Below are 16,013 nucleotides of genomic sequence, written 5' to 3' on the forward strand. Positions count from 1 at the left end.
GGTCAGGCGCTGAGGTGCTCGACCGCCGTCCACGGATCCTTCGCCGGCGCCGAGGCTCCGGCCGGGCACACCTTGCGGAAGTCGCACCAGCCGCAGAGCGACCCCGGGTTGACCGGGAACTGCTCGTCGGGGTCGGCGCCCGCGGCGACCGCTTTCTCCGCCGCCATGATGTCGAGGGCGGTCTCCTCGGCCCGTCGCACCTGCCGGGCCAGGGACTCCTCGGTGTGCTCGTGCGCGACGACGGTGCCGGTCGGCAGATGGTGCAGCTCGACCCGGCGGCATGGTCGGCGGAAGACCCGCTGGGCGGCGAACGCGTAGAGCGCGAGGGCCTGGGAACCGCGGGCGTCGTCGGCGGAGAGCCCGGACCGGCCGGTCTTGTAATCGACGATCACGCTCTCCGGGCCCTCCGGTCCGACGCGCTCGTCGATCCGGTCGGCCCGCCCGTTGAGCGCGAGGACGCTGGTCTTGGCGGCGACCACCCGCTCGACGCCGAGTGGCTGCTCCTCCGGGTCGAGCCCGGTGAGGTAGGTCTCGAGCCAGTCGAGGGCCCGGCCATAGGTGGCCCGCTCCTGCTCGACGTCGCGATATCCCTCTCGCACCCAGGTGGCTTTGAGCAGGGTCGGCGCCGCGCTGGGGTCACGCCGCTCGGGCGGGAGCATGTACCAGTTCTTCATGGCGGTGTGCACGCTCGCACCCAGCGAGTTGTGCGCCCACGGTGGGCCCTTCGGCGGGGTGGGCCGGTCGACATACGAATATCGATATCGGCGGGGGCAGTCGGTGTAAGCCCCGAGCTTGCTCGGCGTGCAGACGAACAGTCTCTCGGGCATGCCGGTGAACCCGAGCTGCTCGGGAACCGCGGCCTTGCTGGTGGCACGTGATCGAGTGGGGGGCACAGACCCATGGTGCCAGCACCCCCCGACAGAAACCTCAGCCCCGCCCGGTGTAGAACTCCACGAAATCGAAGATCGCATCGGCCATCAGCTGCACCGCGATGGCCGCCAGCAGCAGGCCGGCGATCCGGGTGAGCACCTCGATGCCGGCCGGGCGCAGCAGCTTGACGATGACCCCGGAGAAGCGCAGCACGAGCCACACGCAGAACATCACGGCGAGGATCGCGGCGGCCAGGACGAGGTATTCGTCGAGGCTCTCGGCCCGCTGCACGAACAGCATGGTGGCGACGATGGCGCCCGGGCCGGCCAGCAGTGGCGTACCGATCGGCACGAGCGCGACGTTGCTGGTCCCGGCCTGTTCCGACGGTTCGTCGGTCTTGCCGGTGAGCAGCTGCAACGCGACCAGGATCAGCAGCAGGCCACCGGCCGCCTGCAGGGCCGGCAACTGGACGTGCAGGTAGTCGAGCAGGGTCTGCCCGGCCACGGCGAAGCCGACGATGACCCCGAGGGCCAGCAGCACGGCCTGGGTGCCGGCCCGGTTGCGGGCCTTCGCCGGCATGGATCCGGTGAGCGCGAGGAACACCGGGACCATGCCGGGCGGGTCGACGATCACCAGCAGCGTCACGAAGAACTCACCGAACAGCTTGACGTTCACCCGAGCAGGTTAGGTGGCGTCACCCGGCGGCGCAGGCGGGTGCGGCGAGCGTCACCCGCCGAGGACGGGCACTCCGGTGGCGGCGGCGACGATCTTCTCGTACGCCGCAGGGTCTGTGGTGAAAGCACCGAGCTGGACAGTCTTGTGCGTACCGTGGAAATCGGACGATCCGGTCGCCACCAGCCCGAGCCGTTCCGCCAGCGCCCGCACCTGGGCCCGCTCGGCGGGCGTGTGATCCTCGTGGTCGGCCTCCAGGCCGAAGAGGCCGGCCCGCGCGAGGTCCACGATCAGCTCGTCGGGCACCACCCGGCCGCGCACGGTGGCCCGGGGATGGGCGAAGACGGCGACACCACCGGCTTCCCGGACGGCCCGGACCGCATCGAAAACATCAAGATCTTGCTTGGGTACGAGATAACGCGCGCCCAGCCACGCCGAAGCGAAGGCCTCGCTCGTGGTCGTGACCAGGCCGGCCCGGATCAGCGCCTGCGCGATGTGCGGCCGGCCCACCGAGCCGCCGGCCGCGTACCCTCGCACCTCGTCCCAGGTGATCGGCACCCCGTCGGCGCGCAGCTTGGCCACGATCATCTCGCCACGCCGCTCCCGGTCCTCCCGCAGCCGGGTCAGCTCCGCCGCGAGCACCGGCTCGGCCGGATCGAAGAGGTACGCCAGCAGATGCAGCGGGATCGCCGGCTCGACGCCGTGCCAGCGGCAGGACAGCTCGGCGCCACGAACCAGCCGCAGACCCTCGGGCCGGGCGGCGGCCGCCTCGGCCCAGCCGCCGGTGGTGTCGTGGTCGGTGATGGCCATGACGCCGAGCCCGGCAGCGGCGCCCGCCCGGACCAGCTCGGCCGGGGTCAGCGTGCCGTCGCTGGCGGTCGAGTGGCAGTGCAGGTCGATATCGGTCACCGCTGCAACGCTACCGTCAGGCGTCGTCGCCTTCCTCTTCCTTGCCGAGCCGGGCCTCGACGGCCTGCGGCTCATACATCTCCTCGACCACGCGGAGGTAGAGCTCGTTGGGGTTGGGCAGGTGCTTGACCTCGCGGAGCGCCTGATCCTGACCGGCCGACTCGAGGACGAACGTGCCATAGCTGAGCATCCGGCCGAGGGCGGACTGCTCGTACTTCATATCGGTCACCCGGGCGAGCGGCATCATCGCGACCTTGCGCGTGACGATGCCGTTGACGACCATCACCCGCTTGTTGGTGAGGATGAACCGGTCGAAGTACCAGTCGAAGACCTCCCACGCCACCCAGCCGATCACGCCGAGCCAGATCAGCACGGCAACGGTGACCAGGCCGTCGATCTCCTGCCGGGTCAGGAAGCCGGCGAGATAGCCGAGGACGAGCGTGGCGCCGGCGCCGATGGCGAGGGGCCTGGACAGGTGGATCCAGTGCCGCTTCCACTCGCCGCGATACCGCTCGGTGGGGAACAGGTAGCGGGCGACCAGTGTGGTCGGTTCGTCCTCGAGCGGCAGGAACCGGCGCGGACCGCCGCCACGGTCGAGCCCTTCGAGCTCCTCCGCGGTGAAGGTGGGCGCCTGGTACTCGTCGGTCTCGTCGAAGGAGTCGCCGGTCGAGTGGCGGCGAGCGCGCGCGAACGCCGGATCCTCCCCATAGGGGTCGGCGTCCGGGTAATCAGGATCGTCGTCGAAGGCCGGGTCTCTGTACCCATAGCTCTCATCGTCGTCCCGAGGGCGACGAGCGCCCTCACCTCGCGGGTCGCGCGGCTCACCAGGATCCATAGAGAGATGCTATGCGACGAGGTCGGTGAAGAAGGTGCCGAAGCCCCGCGCGATGTCCGCGATCGTGCCACCGAGTGACTCGAACACCGCCGCCGCCGAAGACGGGTTGAAGGCGATGAAGAAGATCAAGAATGCGATACCAAGCCAGGTGAGGACCTTCTTGACCATGGGGGCCTTCTCCTCCGGTGCGAGTTACGTTCTGCGCCGCAGCAGTACTGACGGTATCAGCTTCGTCGCTTCGTGTGAACAAAGTGGCCAGAAAGTCGATTGCCAAAACCGCAGGTCACACCTAGGAGTTAGGCGCGTCCATGCAGGTAGGGCGACGGTGCTCCGAACAAGAGCTCGGGTGGCACGCCCTCGGAGAGGTCGTGCAGGACGACATGCTCCGCGAGAAGATAGCCCGCGCTCGCGGGCCACGCTACCGCATAGAGCCACATTCCCTTGGCCTCACTCACGTACGCGCTCCGATCCTCGGGTGATTTGACACACCACAATGGAGTGGGATGCCCGGCCGCCCGGATCTTCGCATGTGGACCGGCATGTGCCCCCCGCTCGCCGAGCGCCTCGGAGAGCAGGTGGCCCGGGTCGATCCCGGGGATGCCGGCGAACCGCGTGCCCAGACCGACGCCGGGTTGCTCGGCGATCAGCACCAGGTCCGCGGGCCCGCCGCCGAGCGGCTCCGGACCGCTGCAGGCGAGCGCCGTCGCCCGGACCCCGAAACGATCGTCGCCGGACCACCCCGCCCCGGTGACCATCCACCCGGACGGCAGCGGCCAGGGACACCAGAGCGGTATCCGCTCCGCGCTCGACGCCGACTCCCGCAGCACCGTTCCGACGATCTCCGCGCTGATGTGCTCGGCGACGTGGAACGGCGGAACGTCACCACAGTTGTCGCACCGCCAACTGCTGTGCATCAGGTCCGGCTTCCGAACCTGAGCCGCACACCTGGGGCAACTCACCGTGACACCCACACTCCATACCGTGCTGGTCGGGCGGGCTCGCGTCAAGCGAATCGGCAGAAGACGGGCCGATCCAGGCAACAGGTCAGTCCGGCGGCGGACCCGCGTGCGAGCGGATCCAGGCATGCATGGCGATTCCGCTGGCGACCCCGGCGTTGATCGAACGGGTGGAGCCGTACTGGGCGATCGAGAACAACTCCGTGCAGGCCTTACGGGCCGGCTCGGACAGCCCGGGACCCTCCTGGCCGAAGAGCAGGACACACCGGCGCGGCAGCACCGTCGTCTCCATCGGGCGCGAGCCGGGCAGGTTGTCGATCCCGATGACCGGCAGGCCCGCGGCCTCCGCCCAGGCGACGAACTCCTCGATCGTCGGGTGGTGGCGCACGTGCTGGTACCGGTCGGTGACCATGGCGCCCCGCCGGTTCCACCGGCGCTGGCCGACGATGTGGACCTCGGCGGCCAGGAAGGCGTTGGCGTTGCGTACCACCGTGCCGATGTTGAAGTCGTGCTGCCAGTTCTCGATGGCGACGTGGAAACCGTGCCGGCGGGTGTCCAGGTCGGCGACGACGGCTTCCCGGGTCCAGTACCGGTAGCGGTCCACCACGTTGCGCCGATCGCCGTGCGCCAGCAGCTCCGGATCCCAGTGATCGCCGCTCGGCGGGTCGCCCACCCAGGGGCCCACGCCGACCTCGGTGGATTCGTCCTCGCCCGCCGTCATGAGGCGTTAGGCTACCCATCCGGCTGCGGACCGCGATCAGGTGATCGAGCGGGCAACCTTCAGGAGACGCAATGAGCGGCGGGGCCCTCCCCGGCACCCGCCGCCCACGCTCTGTTGGGAAAGAGTTTGCCTTACCGTCCGTATCCATGTGAAGGACTTTCAGATGTGAGCCAGCTCACATTTAACTAAGTTTACTAATACTTCGGCCGACCGGGATCGCTCCCACAGCCGTCGCACAGCCAGGGCAAATCACCTAGATCACACGATCTTGGAAGTAAACGGCAACCCGATCGTGTCAGCAACCGGACACTAAGCGCCTACTTTCAGTTACCATGAGTTGCCCATGGTCGTTTGACGGTTCAGACCCGGAGGGTGCCGCACGCCACGTGTCACGGCCCTCAGCGCGGGAATGAGGAGTGGGTGCCCGGAGTTTCACCCGACGAAAGCGATTCCCGCAGACGGAGGCATCATGGCGACAGTTGCGCTGACCGCAGCGAACTTCGACGAGGTCACCAATAAGGACGGCATCGTCCTGGTCGACTTCTGGGCCAGTTGGTGCGGGCCCTGCGTCCGCTTCGCGCCGACCTACGAGCGCTCCTCGGAGAAGCACCCGGAGATCACCTTCGGCAAGGTCGACACCGAGGCCGAGCAGTTGCTGGCGGCGAAGTTCGACATCCGCTCGATCCCCACGATCATGGCCGTCCGCGACGGCGTGGTGGTCTTCGCCCAGCCCGGCGCGCTTCCCGAGTCGGCTCTGGAGAGCCTGATCGAGAAGGTGCAGGAGCTCGACATGGACGAGGTGCGCGAGCAGATGTCGGCGCACCGCAAGTCCGCCCACGGCGACACCGCCGCCGAGGCGCCGGCCAAGGACGAGCCGGCCGCCGCACGCGGCTGACCAGCCAGGACGAGAGGCCCGCGGACCGGTTCGGTCCGCGGGCCTTTTGCATGCCGGAATTTCTCGTACGCTCGTTCGAGAAGAGCCATGGACAGGCTCTCGAACGTGTGTACGATTCCTGCCATGCGATGGTCCACTCTGTCGGCTCGGCCCGGCGGCGACCCGCTCCAGGACGGGGCGGCGCCGGCCGCCGCGCCTCTGCCGCTGGCGCTTCCCGGGGCGACGGTCCGCACCTTCTCCACGCCCGGCTTCGCCGGCATGACGTTCTACGAGGTGCGGGCCAAATCCCTGATCAACCGGGTGCCGGGCACGTCCCGGGTGCCGTTCCAGTGGACCGTCAACCCCTATCGGGGCTGTTCCCACGCCTGCACCTACTGCCTGGCCGGTGACACGCCGATCCTGCTCGCCGACGGGTCCACCCGGCCGCTGGCCCAGCTCCGGCCCGGCGACGCCGTGATGGGCACCATGGGCGCGGGCGCAAGCCGCCGCTATGTGCCGACCACCGTCCTCGACCACTGGGCGACCACGAAACCGGCCTTCCGGGTCACCCTGGCCGACGGCACCCGGCTCGTCGCCAGCGGCGATCACCGGTTCCTCACCGACCGCGGCTGGCGGCATGTCAGCCCCACCGAGCCGCATCTGCCGGCGCTGGCCGTCGGTGACCTGATGTTCGGGGTGGGCCGGTTCGCCGAGCCGCCCAAGGAGTCCCCCGACTATCAGTCCGGGTTCGTCTGCGGCCTGATCCGGGGCGACGCCGCCGGTGACGGCACCGCCGTCGAGAGCGACGCCTGGATCCGCGCCGACGGCTACCTCGACGACGTCTCCCTCACCGAGGCGGTCCGCTGGCCGGAGCTGCCGACCGGCGACTGGTTCCGCGGGTTCCTCGCCGGCGCGTTCGGCGCCGCCGGCCGCACCGACCGGCTGGCCGTCGTCTTCGAGAGCGGTGACACCGCCTATCTGCACCGGATCGTCCAGGCGCTCACCCACCTGGGACTGGTCGCCCGCGGGCCCGGCCGGGTCCGTCCCGGCGCCGTCGGCCGGGTGGAGACCGAGCGGCACCTCGAGGCGGCGCTCCGCTTCCGGCACCTCACCGGCGCCACGATGACCCCGCTGGACGCCTCCGGGGTCGGGGTGCGCCGCGAGCGGCGGCTCGCCGTCGCCGACATCGAGGACCTCGGGCTCACCCTGCCGCTCTTCGACATCTCCACCGGCACCGGCGACTTCATCGCCGACGGCGTGGTCAGCCACAACTGCTTCGCCCGCAACACGCACACCTACCTCGACCTCGACTCCGGCCACGACTTCGACAGCCGCGTCGTGGTGAAGGTGAACGCCGGCGAGCTCCTGCGCCGCGAGCTGGCCGCCCCACGCTGGTCCGGCGACGCCATCGCGATGGGCACCAACGTCGACGTCTACCAGCGCGCCGAGGGCCGTTACCGGTTGATGCCGGAGATCCTCGCCGCCCTGCGCGACCACGCCAACCCGTTCTCCATCCTCACCAAGGGCACGCTGATCCTGCGCGATCTCGACCTGCTCCGGCAGGCCGCCGAGGTGACCCGCGTCGGCCTGTCCTTCTCGGTCGGCTTCGTCGACGAGACGGTCTGGCGCTCCGCCGAGCCCGGCACGCCCAGCCCACACCGCCGCCTCGACGCGATCCGCCGGCTCACCGACGCGGGCTTCGCCGTCAGCGTCCTGATGGCCCCGATCCTGCCCGGCCTGACCGACACCGAGGAGTCCATCGACGAGACCGTGGCCGGCATCGCCGCCGCCGGGGCCACCAGCGTGTCTCCCCTCGCGCTGCACCTGCGCCCCGGCGCCCGCGAGTGGTATGCGGCATGGATCGCCCGCGAGCATCCCCAGCTGCGACCTCGTTACCGCGAGCTCTTCGGCAACGGGTCGTACGTGCCCCGCGCCTACCAGGAAGAGATCAACGCACGCGTCCGGGTGGCGTCCCGCCGGCACGGCCTGCCCCGGCCGGAGGCCGCAGCCGAACACCGCCTCACCGACAAGCCACCGGCGGCGCCGCGGGCCCCGCAGGCCGACCAGCTCACGCTGCTATGACCCGCGGCCGCTCCGGAACAGCTACGCAGGCCGTCGCACCGGCGTCCGCCGTCTTGACGTTCCGCCGCGCCGTGGGGGTTACGCGGGGAGCCGTCGGGCCGGCCCGTATGCGGATACACGCCACCGTCACAGCATCAGATGCGCACGGTTCCGGCGCAGTGCCTCGGGCGCTCGTGGAACGACGACCGAGCTGTGCGCCGGAAGGGCCGGGGAAACCGCCGAGCGTTGCTTCGGGTTACCCGTTGGAGGGCGGTCCGGACGACGGTGGGTCCTTCGTGGGTTGGCGCTTCGGTTTACTTACGGCCGGACTCCATGGGGGGGGTGAGCATCGGCCTGCGGTTCTGCGGCCGGGCCGAAGCGTGGGTGACCTCTGCTCGCCGTCTTCCGGCCACGCAGAGGCCGGCGTGAGCATCCGCCCACCCTGCTCCGGCCGCGCAGAGGTCGGGCAAGCATCCGCTCATGGTGTTCCCACCGGACAGGGGCGGAGTGCGATGCGCATCCGCCAGTGGTTCGGGGGTGAGGCCGACGACGGCTGCATGAGACGGGCGTCTATACGCGGTGACGATCACTCGCGGGAGAGGCCGCGGATAGAGTCGATGTATGCGGAATGCTCAGCAGATCCTGGCCGAGGCGAAGGTCATCGCGGTGGTCGGCGTGTCGCGGGATCCCTACAAGCCCGCCCACACGGTGCCGTTGCAGATGATCAGGCACGGGTGGCGGATCATTCCGGTCAACCCGTTCGTGGACGAGGTGTTCGGAGTTCCCACGGTTCCCACGCTGGCCGATCTCGGCGAACCGGTCGATCTGGTGAACGTCTTCCGGCCGTCCCGGGACGCTGTCGACGTGGTCCGGCAGGCCGTTGCCATCAAGGCGCCGGCCGTGTGGCTGCAGAGTGGCATCTTCTCGGCCGAGGCGCGGCAGATCGCCGAGGAGGCGGGCATCGACTACGTCGAGGACCGCTGCCTGGCCGTCGAGCGCGCGATCGGCCGCCTCACGAAACTCTCCTGATCCCTCAACCGGGCAGGGTTTCCCAACGACCCGGGCCTTCAATCGAGCCGTGCTATTCACGGGTCAGGCTCTCGCCGGGTCAAGGCTTCCCATGGGGCCGGATCCCCCTGGGGTTGGACTCCTCACGGGGGCCAGATTCCCTTGGGGTCGGATTCCCCACCAGGCCGGGTCCCCATGGGGTCGGGCTCCCCACGGCGGCGGCATTTCCTTGGAGTTGGACTCCTCACCAAGCCCGGACCCCATGGGGTCCGGGCTCCCCACCAGACCGGGTCCCCCATGGGGTCGGACTCCCCAGCGAGTCGGGTTCCCATGGGGCAAGACTTCCCACCGATCCGGGCTCCCACCCGGCCGGACTCCCCACCAGGCCGCGATCTACCACCGGGCCAGGCATCGTTGGTGGACGCGGGTGGAGGTGACGGGCGGTTCGGCGAGCGGCCGAAGTTGGGCGGTTCGGTGAGAGAACGACGAACGGTTCGGCGACAGGCAAAGCTGGGCGTTCGGTGAGAGAGCGACAAGCGGTTCTGCGACAGGCAAAGCTGGGCGTTCGGTGAGAGAGCGACGAACGGTTCGGTGGAAGGCGGGGGCCGGAGGCGGGAGGCGGGATTTGGTGGTGGCGGGGAAGATGGGAGGCCACCGGAGTTCGCTGGCGTGAAAGCCGGTCGAAATCACCATGAAAGCGGCAGATTCACCGTGAGGTAGACGCTCCGGCGCTGACGCTCACCTCGACCGGGCTGTACGGTGCGAGGACTTCAAGGAGGACGTCCATGAGCTACCCGCCGGCCGACGGCACACCGGACCCGTACCGTAACCCGGAGATTCCGCCCGCCGACCCGACTCTGCCTTACCCGCCGCCCTACGCGCCGCCGACGAGTCCGGCGCCGTCCAGCGGGTCCGGCTATGCTCCGCCGCCGCCCTACTCGCCGCCGCCGGCTTACGCGCCGCCGCCGCCGAGCGCTTCGGCGTACTCTCCGCAGCCCCCGGGCTTCGGTCCGCCGCCGGGGTATCCGCCGGGCGACAAGGGTCAGTTCGCCGGCCCGGGATATGCGCCGCCGTATGCGTACGGTGTTCCGCAGCCCACCAACGGGCTGGCCATCGCGTCGCTGGTGTGTTCGCTCGCCGGGCTGGTGACCTGCATCAGCGCTCCGGTCGGGATCGTTCTCGGCCACGTCGCGAAGAACCAGATCCGGCAGACCGGTGAGGGCGGCGACGGGCTGGCCACGGCCGGTCTCTGGGTGGGTTACATCCTCACCGGCCTGACCCTCGCGTTCATCATCTTCTACATCGTCGTGGTCGTCGCGGCGGTCGGCGGCAGCGCCATGATCACCTCGACCACGTAACCGGCGCCGGGAGCGCGGAAGCGCGCTGAGACGGCGACCGGCAGCGCGGCAGGCCGGTTTGGTGGCAGAGGCGGGAGACGGGCCGGGCCGGGAGGGCCGGCCCGTTCTCGTACGCCGGGATCAGCGGAACTGGGCCTCGCGGACGCTGTTGCCGCCGTCGACGACCAGCATCTGGCCGGTGATGTAGGAGGCGGCGGGTGAGCACAGGAAGGCGATGGCCGCGGCGACCTCGTCGGGGGTTCCGGGGCGGCCGATCGGCGTACCCAGACCCTGCTTGATCTCGGTGACCGTGGAGGCGGCCGTGTAGATCGTCCCGGGGGCGACGCAGTTGACGTTGATGCCGTCGGCGACCAGTTCCATCGCCAGAGCCCGGGTCAGGCCGACCACGCCCGCCTTGGCCGCCGCGTACGCCGCCTCGGTGGGCAGCGCGTTGACCGGGCCGGCGGTGGCGGCCAGGTTGACGATCCGGCCCCAGCCGCGCTCGGACATGCTGCCGCAGAACGCCCGGCTGCACAGGAACGCGGTGCTCAGGTTCCGGTCGATCTCCGCCTTCCACTCGTCGTAGGTCAGCTGGGCGACCGGGCGGAGCACCTCGGGGCTGGCCCGGCTCGCCAGGCCGGCGTTGTTGACCAGCACCTCGACGTCGCCGAGCTGGTCCGAGACGGCGTCGGCGAGCGCGCCGACCTCGGACTCGTCGGTGAGATCGGCGACGAAGCCGGTCACGCCGAGCTCGGTGGCACGGTCGTGGATGCGGCGGGTGGTCGACACGATGGCCACCCGGGCGCCGAGGTCACGCAGCCGGCGGGCGGTCGCGTAACCGATGCCGTCGGGGCTGCCGGCGCCGGTGACCAGGGCGACCTTCCCATCCAGGCGGAGCGTGACCGGGCCGTCGGCGGCAGCCTCGATCTCCGCCTCGACCAGTTCCTGCATGTCGGTGGCGGGCGGGATCGCGCCGGGTTCGGCGGCAAGATCCGGGGCGCCGGAGCGCGGTGGTCGGCCGTCGGAGGGGCGTGTGGTGTCGCGCCGGGACGGACTGCCCCCGGTGGAACGGGCGTCGAAGACCATGCGGGAATCCTGCCTGCTCCACAAGCCCGGGGCAAACATGGTGTCACTGTGGCGTTCCCGGCGTTCGCCCGCACAGCGGTGAATCCGCGCAGGTGATGACGGCTTTCCGACACGGCTGGGAAACCGCTGAGAAGATCATTTCAGGGTCAGCGGGCGGACCGGTCCCTCGTCCACGAAGATCAGTGGCGCCTGCTCGCCGTACCGCGCCGGCAGTTCCCGGCGGGCCCGGTCGAGGTCCTCGGTGCCGATCTCCACGCCCGCGCCGTCGTGCCGGCTGCCGACCGTGGTGATCCGGAGGTGCTGGGCCGTCCAGTACGCCAGGTCGGCCACCACCCGGTCGTGCCAGGTGGTCAGCTCGGTGACCCCGTGGGCGGCGTCGCGCACCACGATGCAGCTGCCGTCGGCGTTCTCCCGGATGAAGTCGTCGAAAGCGCCGGAGGGCACGCGGTAGACGATGGCGCGTACCCGCGGCTGGTCGACCTCGAGACCTGCGAAGCTGTCGCCGAACCGCTCACGCCCACCCCGGTCGATCCGCTCCATCGCGGCGGCCAGCCGCGGCGGGGTCACCGGAAGCCGGTGGCCGCCCGCCTCGGTGAACTGCGCCGGACGGGTGAACTCGCAACCCGGGGTCCGCCAGCCGCCCAGCGGCCCGGACCGGCCGCCCGGATCGTCGCCGCCGGTCTCCCCGCAGGCCGGGGCCGTCATGACGAGCGCTCCGGCGAACAACAGCCGGACGAATCGATGCATGGCATCCCCCTTCAATACCCCGGCCCGCCGTCCGGTGCCAGCACACGGACAACGACATTGCGCGGGTGTGGGGACCGCCGTGCCGCGATCAGCGGCGAATCACCTGGAAAGAGGCCCGTTGCAGGATCACCACCGCGACACCGGCCAGCAGCAGCACCAGGCCGGGCAGTGAGTTCGCCCGTGGCGCCTGGTCCAGCCACCACCAGGCGATCAGCGCCGCGCCCGGCACCTCCAGCAGGATCAGCACGCTGACCGTGGTCGCGGAGACGTGCTGCAGCGCGTAGTTGAACATGGAGTGCCCGAGCAGCTGCGCGCCGGCGACGATGGCCAGGATCGCGGCCCAGGTGCGGCTGTCGTAGCCGCTCAGTCGCACCCCGCCGGCCAGGCAGACCCCGAGCAGCACGACCGCGCAGGCGCCGTAGCAGATCCAGGTGTAGGTGGTGGTGCTCAGCTCGGTCCGGGCCCGTTCGCCGAGCGCGGTGTACACGGCCGCCGCGATCGCGCCGAGCAGCGCCAGCACGTCGGCGAACACGGCCTGCGCGGACACCCCGAGATCGACGCCGGTGGCCCAGGCGGCGCCCGCGACCGCCAGGCCGATGCCGAGCCAGCCGGCGGTGTTGGGGCGGCGGCCCTGCGCGGCCGCGATCAGGCCCTGCCACACCGGCTGGGTCGCCACCAGCGCGGTCGCGGTCGCCACCGAGCCGAGTTGCACGCTCGGCATCCAGGTGGCGAAGTGTGCGGCCAGCGCCAGGCCGGCCAGCAGACCGAACATCCCGGCCCGGCCGCGTACCGCCCGGCGCACCTCGGCCCGGCGCGGCCCGAGCGCGATCGGGGTCAGCGCGACGGTGGCGAGCCCGTTGCGCCAGAACGCGATGGCCAGAGCGGGTGCGGCAGCGAACGCGATCAACGGGGCCGACGAGCTGACCGCCAGGACCGCGACGGTCAGCGCCGCGACGGTAGGGGCCGGTGAGCGCATATTCATCCCCGGCCGTCGGTTCTCGCACAGTCGTACGCCACAGTTTGCAACTGTCTATTGGCGGACAGTGACGGAGTCAGTACAGTCACCGACGGCTCATCGCCCGTTTTCACCCCTCGATGCCCTGGAGGCCGATTAGCATGCCCGCGTACCGTGCGGTCGTGTTCGATTTCTTCGGCACTTTGACCCGTTCTGTCCAGCGAGGTCCGCAACACGCGGACATCGCACGGTCGCTCGGCGCTGACCCGGAGGCCGTCGTCGGCGTCCTCAACCGCACCTTCCGGGCCCGCGCCTGCGGCCGGTACGGGTCCGCCGAAGCCACGCTCCGCTGGGTGATCGAGCAGGCCGGCGGCCACCCCCGCCCCGGCGCCATCCGCGCCGCCATGCCGGCCCGCGTCGACGCGCTCCGCGCCGACACCCAACTGCGACCGGAAGCGATCAGCGCGCTCACCGCCATCCGCAGCCGCGGCGTCCGCACCGCCGTCGTCAGCGACTGCACCCACGAGCTTCCCGCCTTCCTGCCCGGTCTCCCCGTGGCGCCGCTGCTGGACGCTCAGATCTACTCGGTCGAGCTGGGTGTCTGCAAACCGGACCCGGAGATCTACCTGGCCGCCTGCCGACGGCTCGGCGTCGCCCCGGAGGACTGCCTGTACGTCGGCGACGGCGGCAGCCACGAACTCACCGGCGCCGCGGCGGTCGGCATGACCCCGATCCGGCTGGCGGCCCCCGACCTCGCCAACCACCTGGTCTTCGACGCCGACACCAACTTCGCGGGGCGTACGGTCCGCTCCCTCACCGAGGTCCTCGGTTTCCTGGATCCGGTCCCGGCGCTGGCCTGATGCTTTTGGCGTACGCACGGAGCCGTCCCCATTCGTCACGCGCGCGTTCGTCTCCTCGTTCGCAGAGTCCGCCCTGATGGCCGCGTTGTCACCCCTGCGCGGGATCTTGTGCCGCTCATACCGGCGCCGCCCGCCCAAGATCGGCAAGGCTGGCAATCTTGGGCTGGCGGCACCCGGAATCGAGTCTTCTCCTGGGGTGCTGAACGGCGAGTGGTCAAGCCTCGGCCCGGACGATGCCGTCACGACTACGGCCGGGGGTCCCCGGGCTGGTTCCCGATCTTGTGGACTCGACGCCGGAGCCAAGTGCACAAGATCGAATCCCCGCCCCTTCTTGTGCGTTGAGCTGCGGAAATCCGGCACCTCCTCCCCAAGATCGCGGGCTTTGTCGATTTTGGGGAGGAGGTGCCGGGCCGCATCGCACAAGAACGCCGGCCGCGGGTCGATCTTGATGACCAATGGGGCGAACGGACTCACCCGCCCGAGGCCTGGCGGATACGGACCTGAGTAACCGAGAGAAAGGCTCCATCGCGGAGCTGAGTCCACATCGTTGGAGCGCCTTGTGATCTTGTGCGATGCGCTACCGCGTCCGGTCCACAGGATCGAATGGCGGGATGTCGTAGCCGGAGTATCGGGAACCGCGGGCGCAGCCGGTCCAGCAGGCGGCTCCAGGCGTGGGAGGATGGCCCGGTGAGCTCTGGAGTGCTGGAAGAGGCGATCAAGAAAGCGGCCATCGCCTGGATCTCCGTCGGGGACGGGCCCGCCTACGCCCTCTGGTGCATGCCGGCCGAGGCCTCACTCGTGGTGGTCAGCGGACCGGGAGAACAGTTCGCGCCCGGGCTCGCCGAGGCCGGGACGGCGACCGTCCGGCTGCGTGGCGATCATGGTGGCCTGATCGTGCAGACCGAGGCCACCGTTGCGCGGCTGACCCCCGGCACCGACGAGTGGACCGAGATCGCTCCGCAGCTCGCCGGCAAACGGCTCAACGCCAGCGGTTCCGCTGACGAGGTGGTGGCCCGGTGGGTGGCTGACGGGTGCGCCCTGGTCCGGCTCACGCCCGCGGTCGACACGGTCGTCGGGGCGTCCGGTCTGCCGGCCGAGTCGCAGGCGGCAGCGCCCCGGGAGACGCCGGCTCGTGTCGAGACCCGCCGGCCGTTCCGGCTGCACAGGGTCCGCAAGCCGAAGTAGCGGGTCCGCAAGCCGGGCCGGCGGGCCCGCTCAACCGATGAACGGCGGGATCACGATCCGGCCCGAGGCGACCGGCTGCACGTGACCCGTGACGGTGGCCGACGTGGCGGTTCCGGCGACGGCGTCGACCGTGCAGTCGAGGCGGGACGGCCGTTTCATCTCGATGCCCTGGTGGATGCGGTAGGCGGAGGTCCCGTCGGCCGGCAGCCAGCCTCCGGCGACCAGCCACACGCCCAGCGCCAGCGCCGCCGATCCGGTCGCCGGATCCTCGGGGACCGCGCCGCCGGCGACGAAGACCCGGGCGTGCGCCTCCCCCGCGAAACCGTTGCCGGGCTCCGGGGACCAGGAGATGACGGCGATGTCGCAGAAGCCGTGGGTCTCCGGGAGGCGTGGGTCGATGCGGACTTTCGGGAGTGCTTCCCGGCGTACCGGAAGAAAGACCCAATCAAGACCACAGCTTGCCATCCGGGGTACGGCGACCTCGTCCCCCGCATAGTCCGCGGCCGTCAGGCCCGCGGCGGCCAGCAGCGACGCCGGGTCGAGGGGATCGCCGAGCCGGGGCGCGGCGCCGGTGAGGGTCGCCGCACCCGACGCGGTGACGGTGAGCGGCAGCAGGCCCGCGCCGCATTCCTGGACGACCTCGCCGGGCGGGAAGAGGCCGTGGCGCATTCCGGTGACCGCGGCCCCGACGCTGGGGTGCCCGGCGAACGGGATCTCCGACTCGGGTGTGAAGATCCGCAGCCGGTACGTCGCCTCCGGCACCGTGGGTGGCAGCAGGAAAACGGTCTCGGAGTAGTTGAACTCGCGGGTCAGGGCCTGCATGTGCCCGGTCGCCAGGTTCTCGCCGCCGAACACGACGGCGAGCTGATTACCGGCGAACGGACGATCCGTGAACACGTCAACGGTTTCGTACGCCACGGTGGACATGTCCGGACCC

Annotated in this window: 17 protein-coding genes; 6 read left to right on the forward strand and 11 right to left on the reverse strand. The window is 70.6% G+C overall.

All coding sequences use genetic code 11. The features are described from left to right. Positions 1–2: 2 nt before the first annotated feature. The 7 genes from ACZ3II_RS02710 to ACZ3II_RS02740 form a co-directional block, all read right to left on the reverse strand. A complete protein-coding gene (locus ACZ3II_RS02710; RefSeq protein WP_465516590.1) occupies positions 3–827 on the reverse strand; it encodes a RecB family exonuclease in 825 nt (274 codons plus the stop codon). Between the two features lie 100 nt (positions 828–927). Next, positions 928–1,545 carry a MarC family protein gene (locus tag ACZ3II_RS02715; protein WP_465515880.1) on the reverse strand — a complete coding sequence of 206 codons (618 nt, stop codon included), beginning with the start codon at positions 1,543–1,545 and terminating at the stop codon, positions 928–930. 51 nt (positions 1,546–1,596) lie between these two features. Beyond that, positions 1,597–2,451, reverse strand: a complete 855-nt coding sequence (locus ACZ3II_RS02720; RefSeq protein ID WP_465515881.1) for a PHP domain-containing protein — start codon at positions 2,449–2,451, stop codon at positions 1,597–1,599. A gap of 16 nt (positions 2,452–2,467) precedes the next feature. After that, a complete protein-coding gene (locus ACZ3II_RS02725) occupies positions 2,468–3,286 on the reverse strand; it encodes a PH domain-containing protein (protein WP_465515882.1) in 819 nt (272 codons plus the stop codon). Positions 3,287–3,295: 9 nt separating this feature from the next. After that, positions 3,296–3,454 (reverse strand): hypothetical protein, encoded by a 159-nt coding sequence (locus ACZ3II_RS02730; RefSeq protein WP_173476757.1) that lies wholly within the window; start codon positions 3,452–3,454, stop codon positions 3,296–3,298. A gap of 128 nt (positions 3,455–3,582) precedes the next feature. After that, complete coding sequence (locus ACZ3II_RS02735; protein WP_465515883.1) at positions 3,583–4,257, reverse strand: DUF6758 family protein; 675 nt, start codon at positions 4,255–4,257, stop codon at positions 3,583–3,585. Positions 4,258–4,330: 73 nt separating this feature from the next. Further along, complete coding sequence (locus tag ACZ3II_RS02740) at positions 4,331–4,963, reverse strand: TrmH family RNA methyltransferase (protein ID WP_465515884.1); 633 nt, start codon at positions 4,961–4,963, stop codon at positions 4,331–4,333. Between the two features lie 469 nt (positions 4,964–5,432). Between ACZ3II_RS02740 and trxA the strand changes: the two genes are divergently transcribed. From trxA to ACZ3II_RS02760, 4 genes are all read left to right on the forward strand, one after another. Continuing rightward, entirely contained in the window at positions 5,433–5,858 is a 426-nt protein-coding gene (gene trxA, locus ACZ3II_RS02745; protein ID WP_465515885.1) for a thioredoxin, read from the forward strand. Between the two features lie 123 nt (positions 5,859–5,981). Next, positions 5,982–7,919 (forward strand): intein-containing Rv2578c family radical SAM protein, encoded by a 1,938-nt coding sequence (locus ACZ3II_RS02750; protein ID WP_465515886.1) that lies wholly within the window; start codon positions 5,982–5,984, stop codon positions 7,917–7,919. 600 nt (positions 7,920–8,519) lie between these two features. Next, positions 8,520–8,927, forward strand: coding sequence for a CoA-binding protein (locus ACZ3II_RS02755; RefSeq protein ID WP_465515887.1), 408 nt, complete (start codon positions 8,520–8,522; stop codon positions 8,925–8,927). A gap of 764 nt (positions 8,928–9,691) precedes the next feature. Beyond that, positions 9,692–10,264, forward strand: coding sequence for a DUF4190 domain-containing protein (locus ACZ3II_RS02760; RefSeq protein ID WP_465515888.1), 573 nt, complete (start codon positions 9,692–9,694; stop codon positions 10,262–10,264). A gap of 120 nt (positions 10,265–10,384) precedes the next feature. Here the strand turns inward: ACZ3II_RS02760 and ACZ3II_RS02765 are convergent, their stop codons facing one another. From ACZ3II_RS02765 to ACZ3II_RS02775, 3 genes are all read right to left on the reverse strand, one after another. Continuing rightward, positions 10,385–11,329, reverse strand: a complete 945-nt coding sequence (locus ACZ3II_RS02765; protein ID WP_465515889.1) for an SDR family NAD(P)-dependent oxidoreductase — start codon at positions 11,327–11,329, stop codon at positions 10,385–10,387. Positions 11,330–11,464: 135 nt separating this feature from the next. After that, positions 11,465–12,076, reverse strand: coding sequence for a hypothetical protein (locus ACZ3II_RS02770; RefSeq protein ID WP_465515890.1), 612 nt, complete (start codon positions 12,074–12,076; stop codon positions 11,465–11,467). Positions 12,077–12,164: 88 nt separating this feature from the next. Continuing rightward, the gene (locus tag ACZ3II_RS02775; protein ID WP_465515891.1) at positions 12,165–13,058 is read right to left on the reverse strand and encodes a DMT family transporter; all 894 of its coding nucleotides are present in this window, start codon (positions 13,056–13,058) and stop codon (positions 12,165–12,167) included. Positions 13,059–13,192: 134 nt separating this feature from the next. Here ACZ3II_RS02775 and ACZ3II_RS02780 point away from each other — a divergent pair, with 134 nt between their 5' ends. Both ACZ3II_RS02780 and ACZ3II_RS02785 read left to right on the forward strand, forming a co-directional pair. Continuing rightward, positions 13,193–13,891, forward strand: a complete 699-nt coding sequence (locus ACZ3II_RS02780; RefSeq protein ID WP_465515892.1) for an HAD family hydrolase — start codon at positions 13,193–13,195, stop codon at positions 13,889–13,891. 687 nt (positions 13,892–14,578) lie between these two features. After that, positions 14,579–15,076, forward strand: a complete 498-nt coding sequence (locus ACZ3II_RS02785) for a hypothetical protein (protein ID WP_465515893.1) — start codon at positions 14,579–14,581, stop codon at positions 15,074–15,076. Between the two features lie 30 nt (positions 15,077–15,106). Here ACZ3II_RS02785 and ACZ3II_RS02790 read toward each other — a convergent pair whose 3' ends face one another. Then, on the reverse strand, positions 15,107–16,003 hold the full coding sequence (locus ACZ3II_RS02790) for a PhzF family phenazine biosynthesis protein (protein WP_465515894.1): 897 nt from the start codon (positions 16,001–16,003) through the stop codon (positions 15,107–15,109). Positions 16,004–16,013: the final 10 nt, after the last annotated feature.

It is taken from the genome of Actinoplanes sp. NPDC019969 (assembly GCF_055562375.1).

What these genes read in the sequence shown, in the direction of transcription:
- ACZ3II_RS02710 (WP_465516590.1), bottom strand. Translation starts at nt 827, where the DNA reads ATGCCCGAGAGACTGTTCGTCTGCACGCCGAGCAAGCTCGGGGCTTAC.
- ACZ3II_RS02725 (WP_465515882.1), bottom strand. Translation starts at nt 3,286, where the DNA reads ATGGATCCTGGTGAGCCGCGCGACCCGCGAGGTGAGGGCGCTCGTCGC.
- ACZ3II_RS02730 (WP_173476757.1), bottom strand. Translation starts at nt 3,454, where the DNA reads ATGGTCAAGAAGGTCCTCACCTGGCTTGGTATCGCATTCTTGATCTTC.
- ACZ3II_RS02740 (WP_465515884.1), bottom strand. Translation starts at nt 4,963, where the DNA reads ATGACGGCGGGCGAGGACGAATCCACCGAGGTCGGCGTGGGCCCCTGG.
- trxA (WP_465515885.1), top strand. Translation starts at nt 5,433, where the DNA reads ATGGCGACAGTTGCGCTGACCGCAGCGAACTTCGACGAGGTCACCAAT.
- ACZ3II_RS02750 (WP_465515886.1), top strand. Translation starts at nt 5,982, where the DNA reads ATGCGATGGTCCACTCTGTCGGCTCGGCCCGGCGGCGACCCGCTCCAG.
- ACZ3II_RS02755 (WP_465515887.1), top strand. Translation starts at nt 8,520, where the DNA reads ATGCGGAATGCTCAGCAGATCCTGGCCGAGGCGAAGGTCATCGCGGTG.
- ACZ3II_RS02760 (WP_465515888.1), top strand. Translation starts at nt 9,692, where the DNA reads ATGAGCTACCCGCCGGCCGACGGCACACCGGACCCGTACCGTAACCCG.
- ACZ3II_RS02765 (WP_465515889.1), bottom strand. Translation starts at nt 11,329, where the DNA reads ATGGTCTTCGACGCCCGTTCCACCGGGGGCAGTCCGTCCCGGCGCGAC.
- ACZ3II_RS02770 (WP_465515890.1), bottom strand. Translation starts at nt 12,076, where the DNA reads ATGCATCGATTCGTCCGGCTGTTGTTCGCCGGAGCGCTCGTCATGACG.
- ACZ3II_RS02775 (WP_465515891.1), bottom strand. Translation starts at nt 13,058, where the DNA reads ATGAATATGCGCTCACCGGCCCCTACCGTCGCGGCGCTGACCGTCGCG.
- ACZ3II_RS02780 (WP_465515892.1), top strand. Translation starts at nt 13,193, where the DNA reads ATGCCCGCGTACCGTGCGGTCGTGTTCGATTTCTTCGGCACTTTGACC.
- ACZ3II_RS02790 (WP_465515894.1), bottom strand. Translation starts at nt 16,003, where the DNA reads ATGTCCACCGTGGCGTACGAAACCGTTGACGTGTTCACGGATCGTCCG.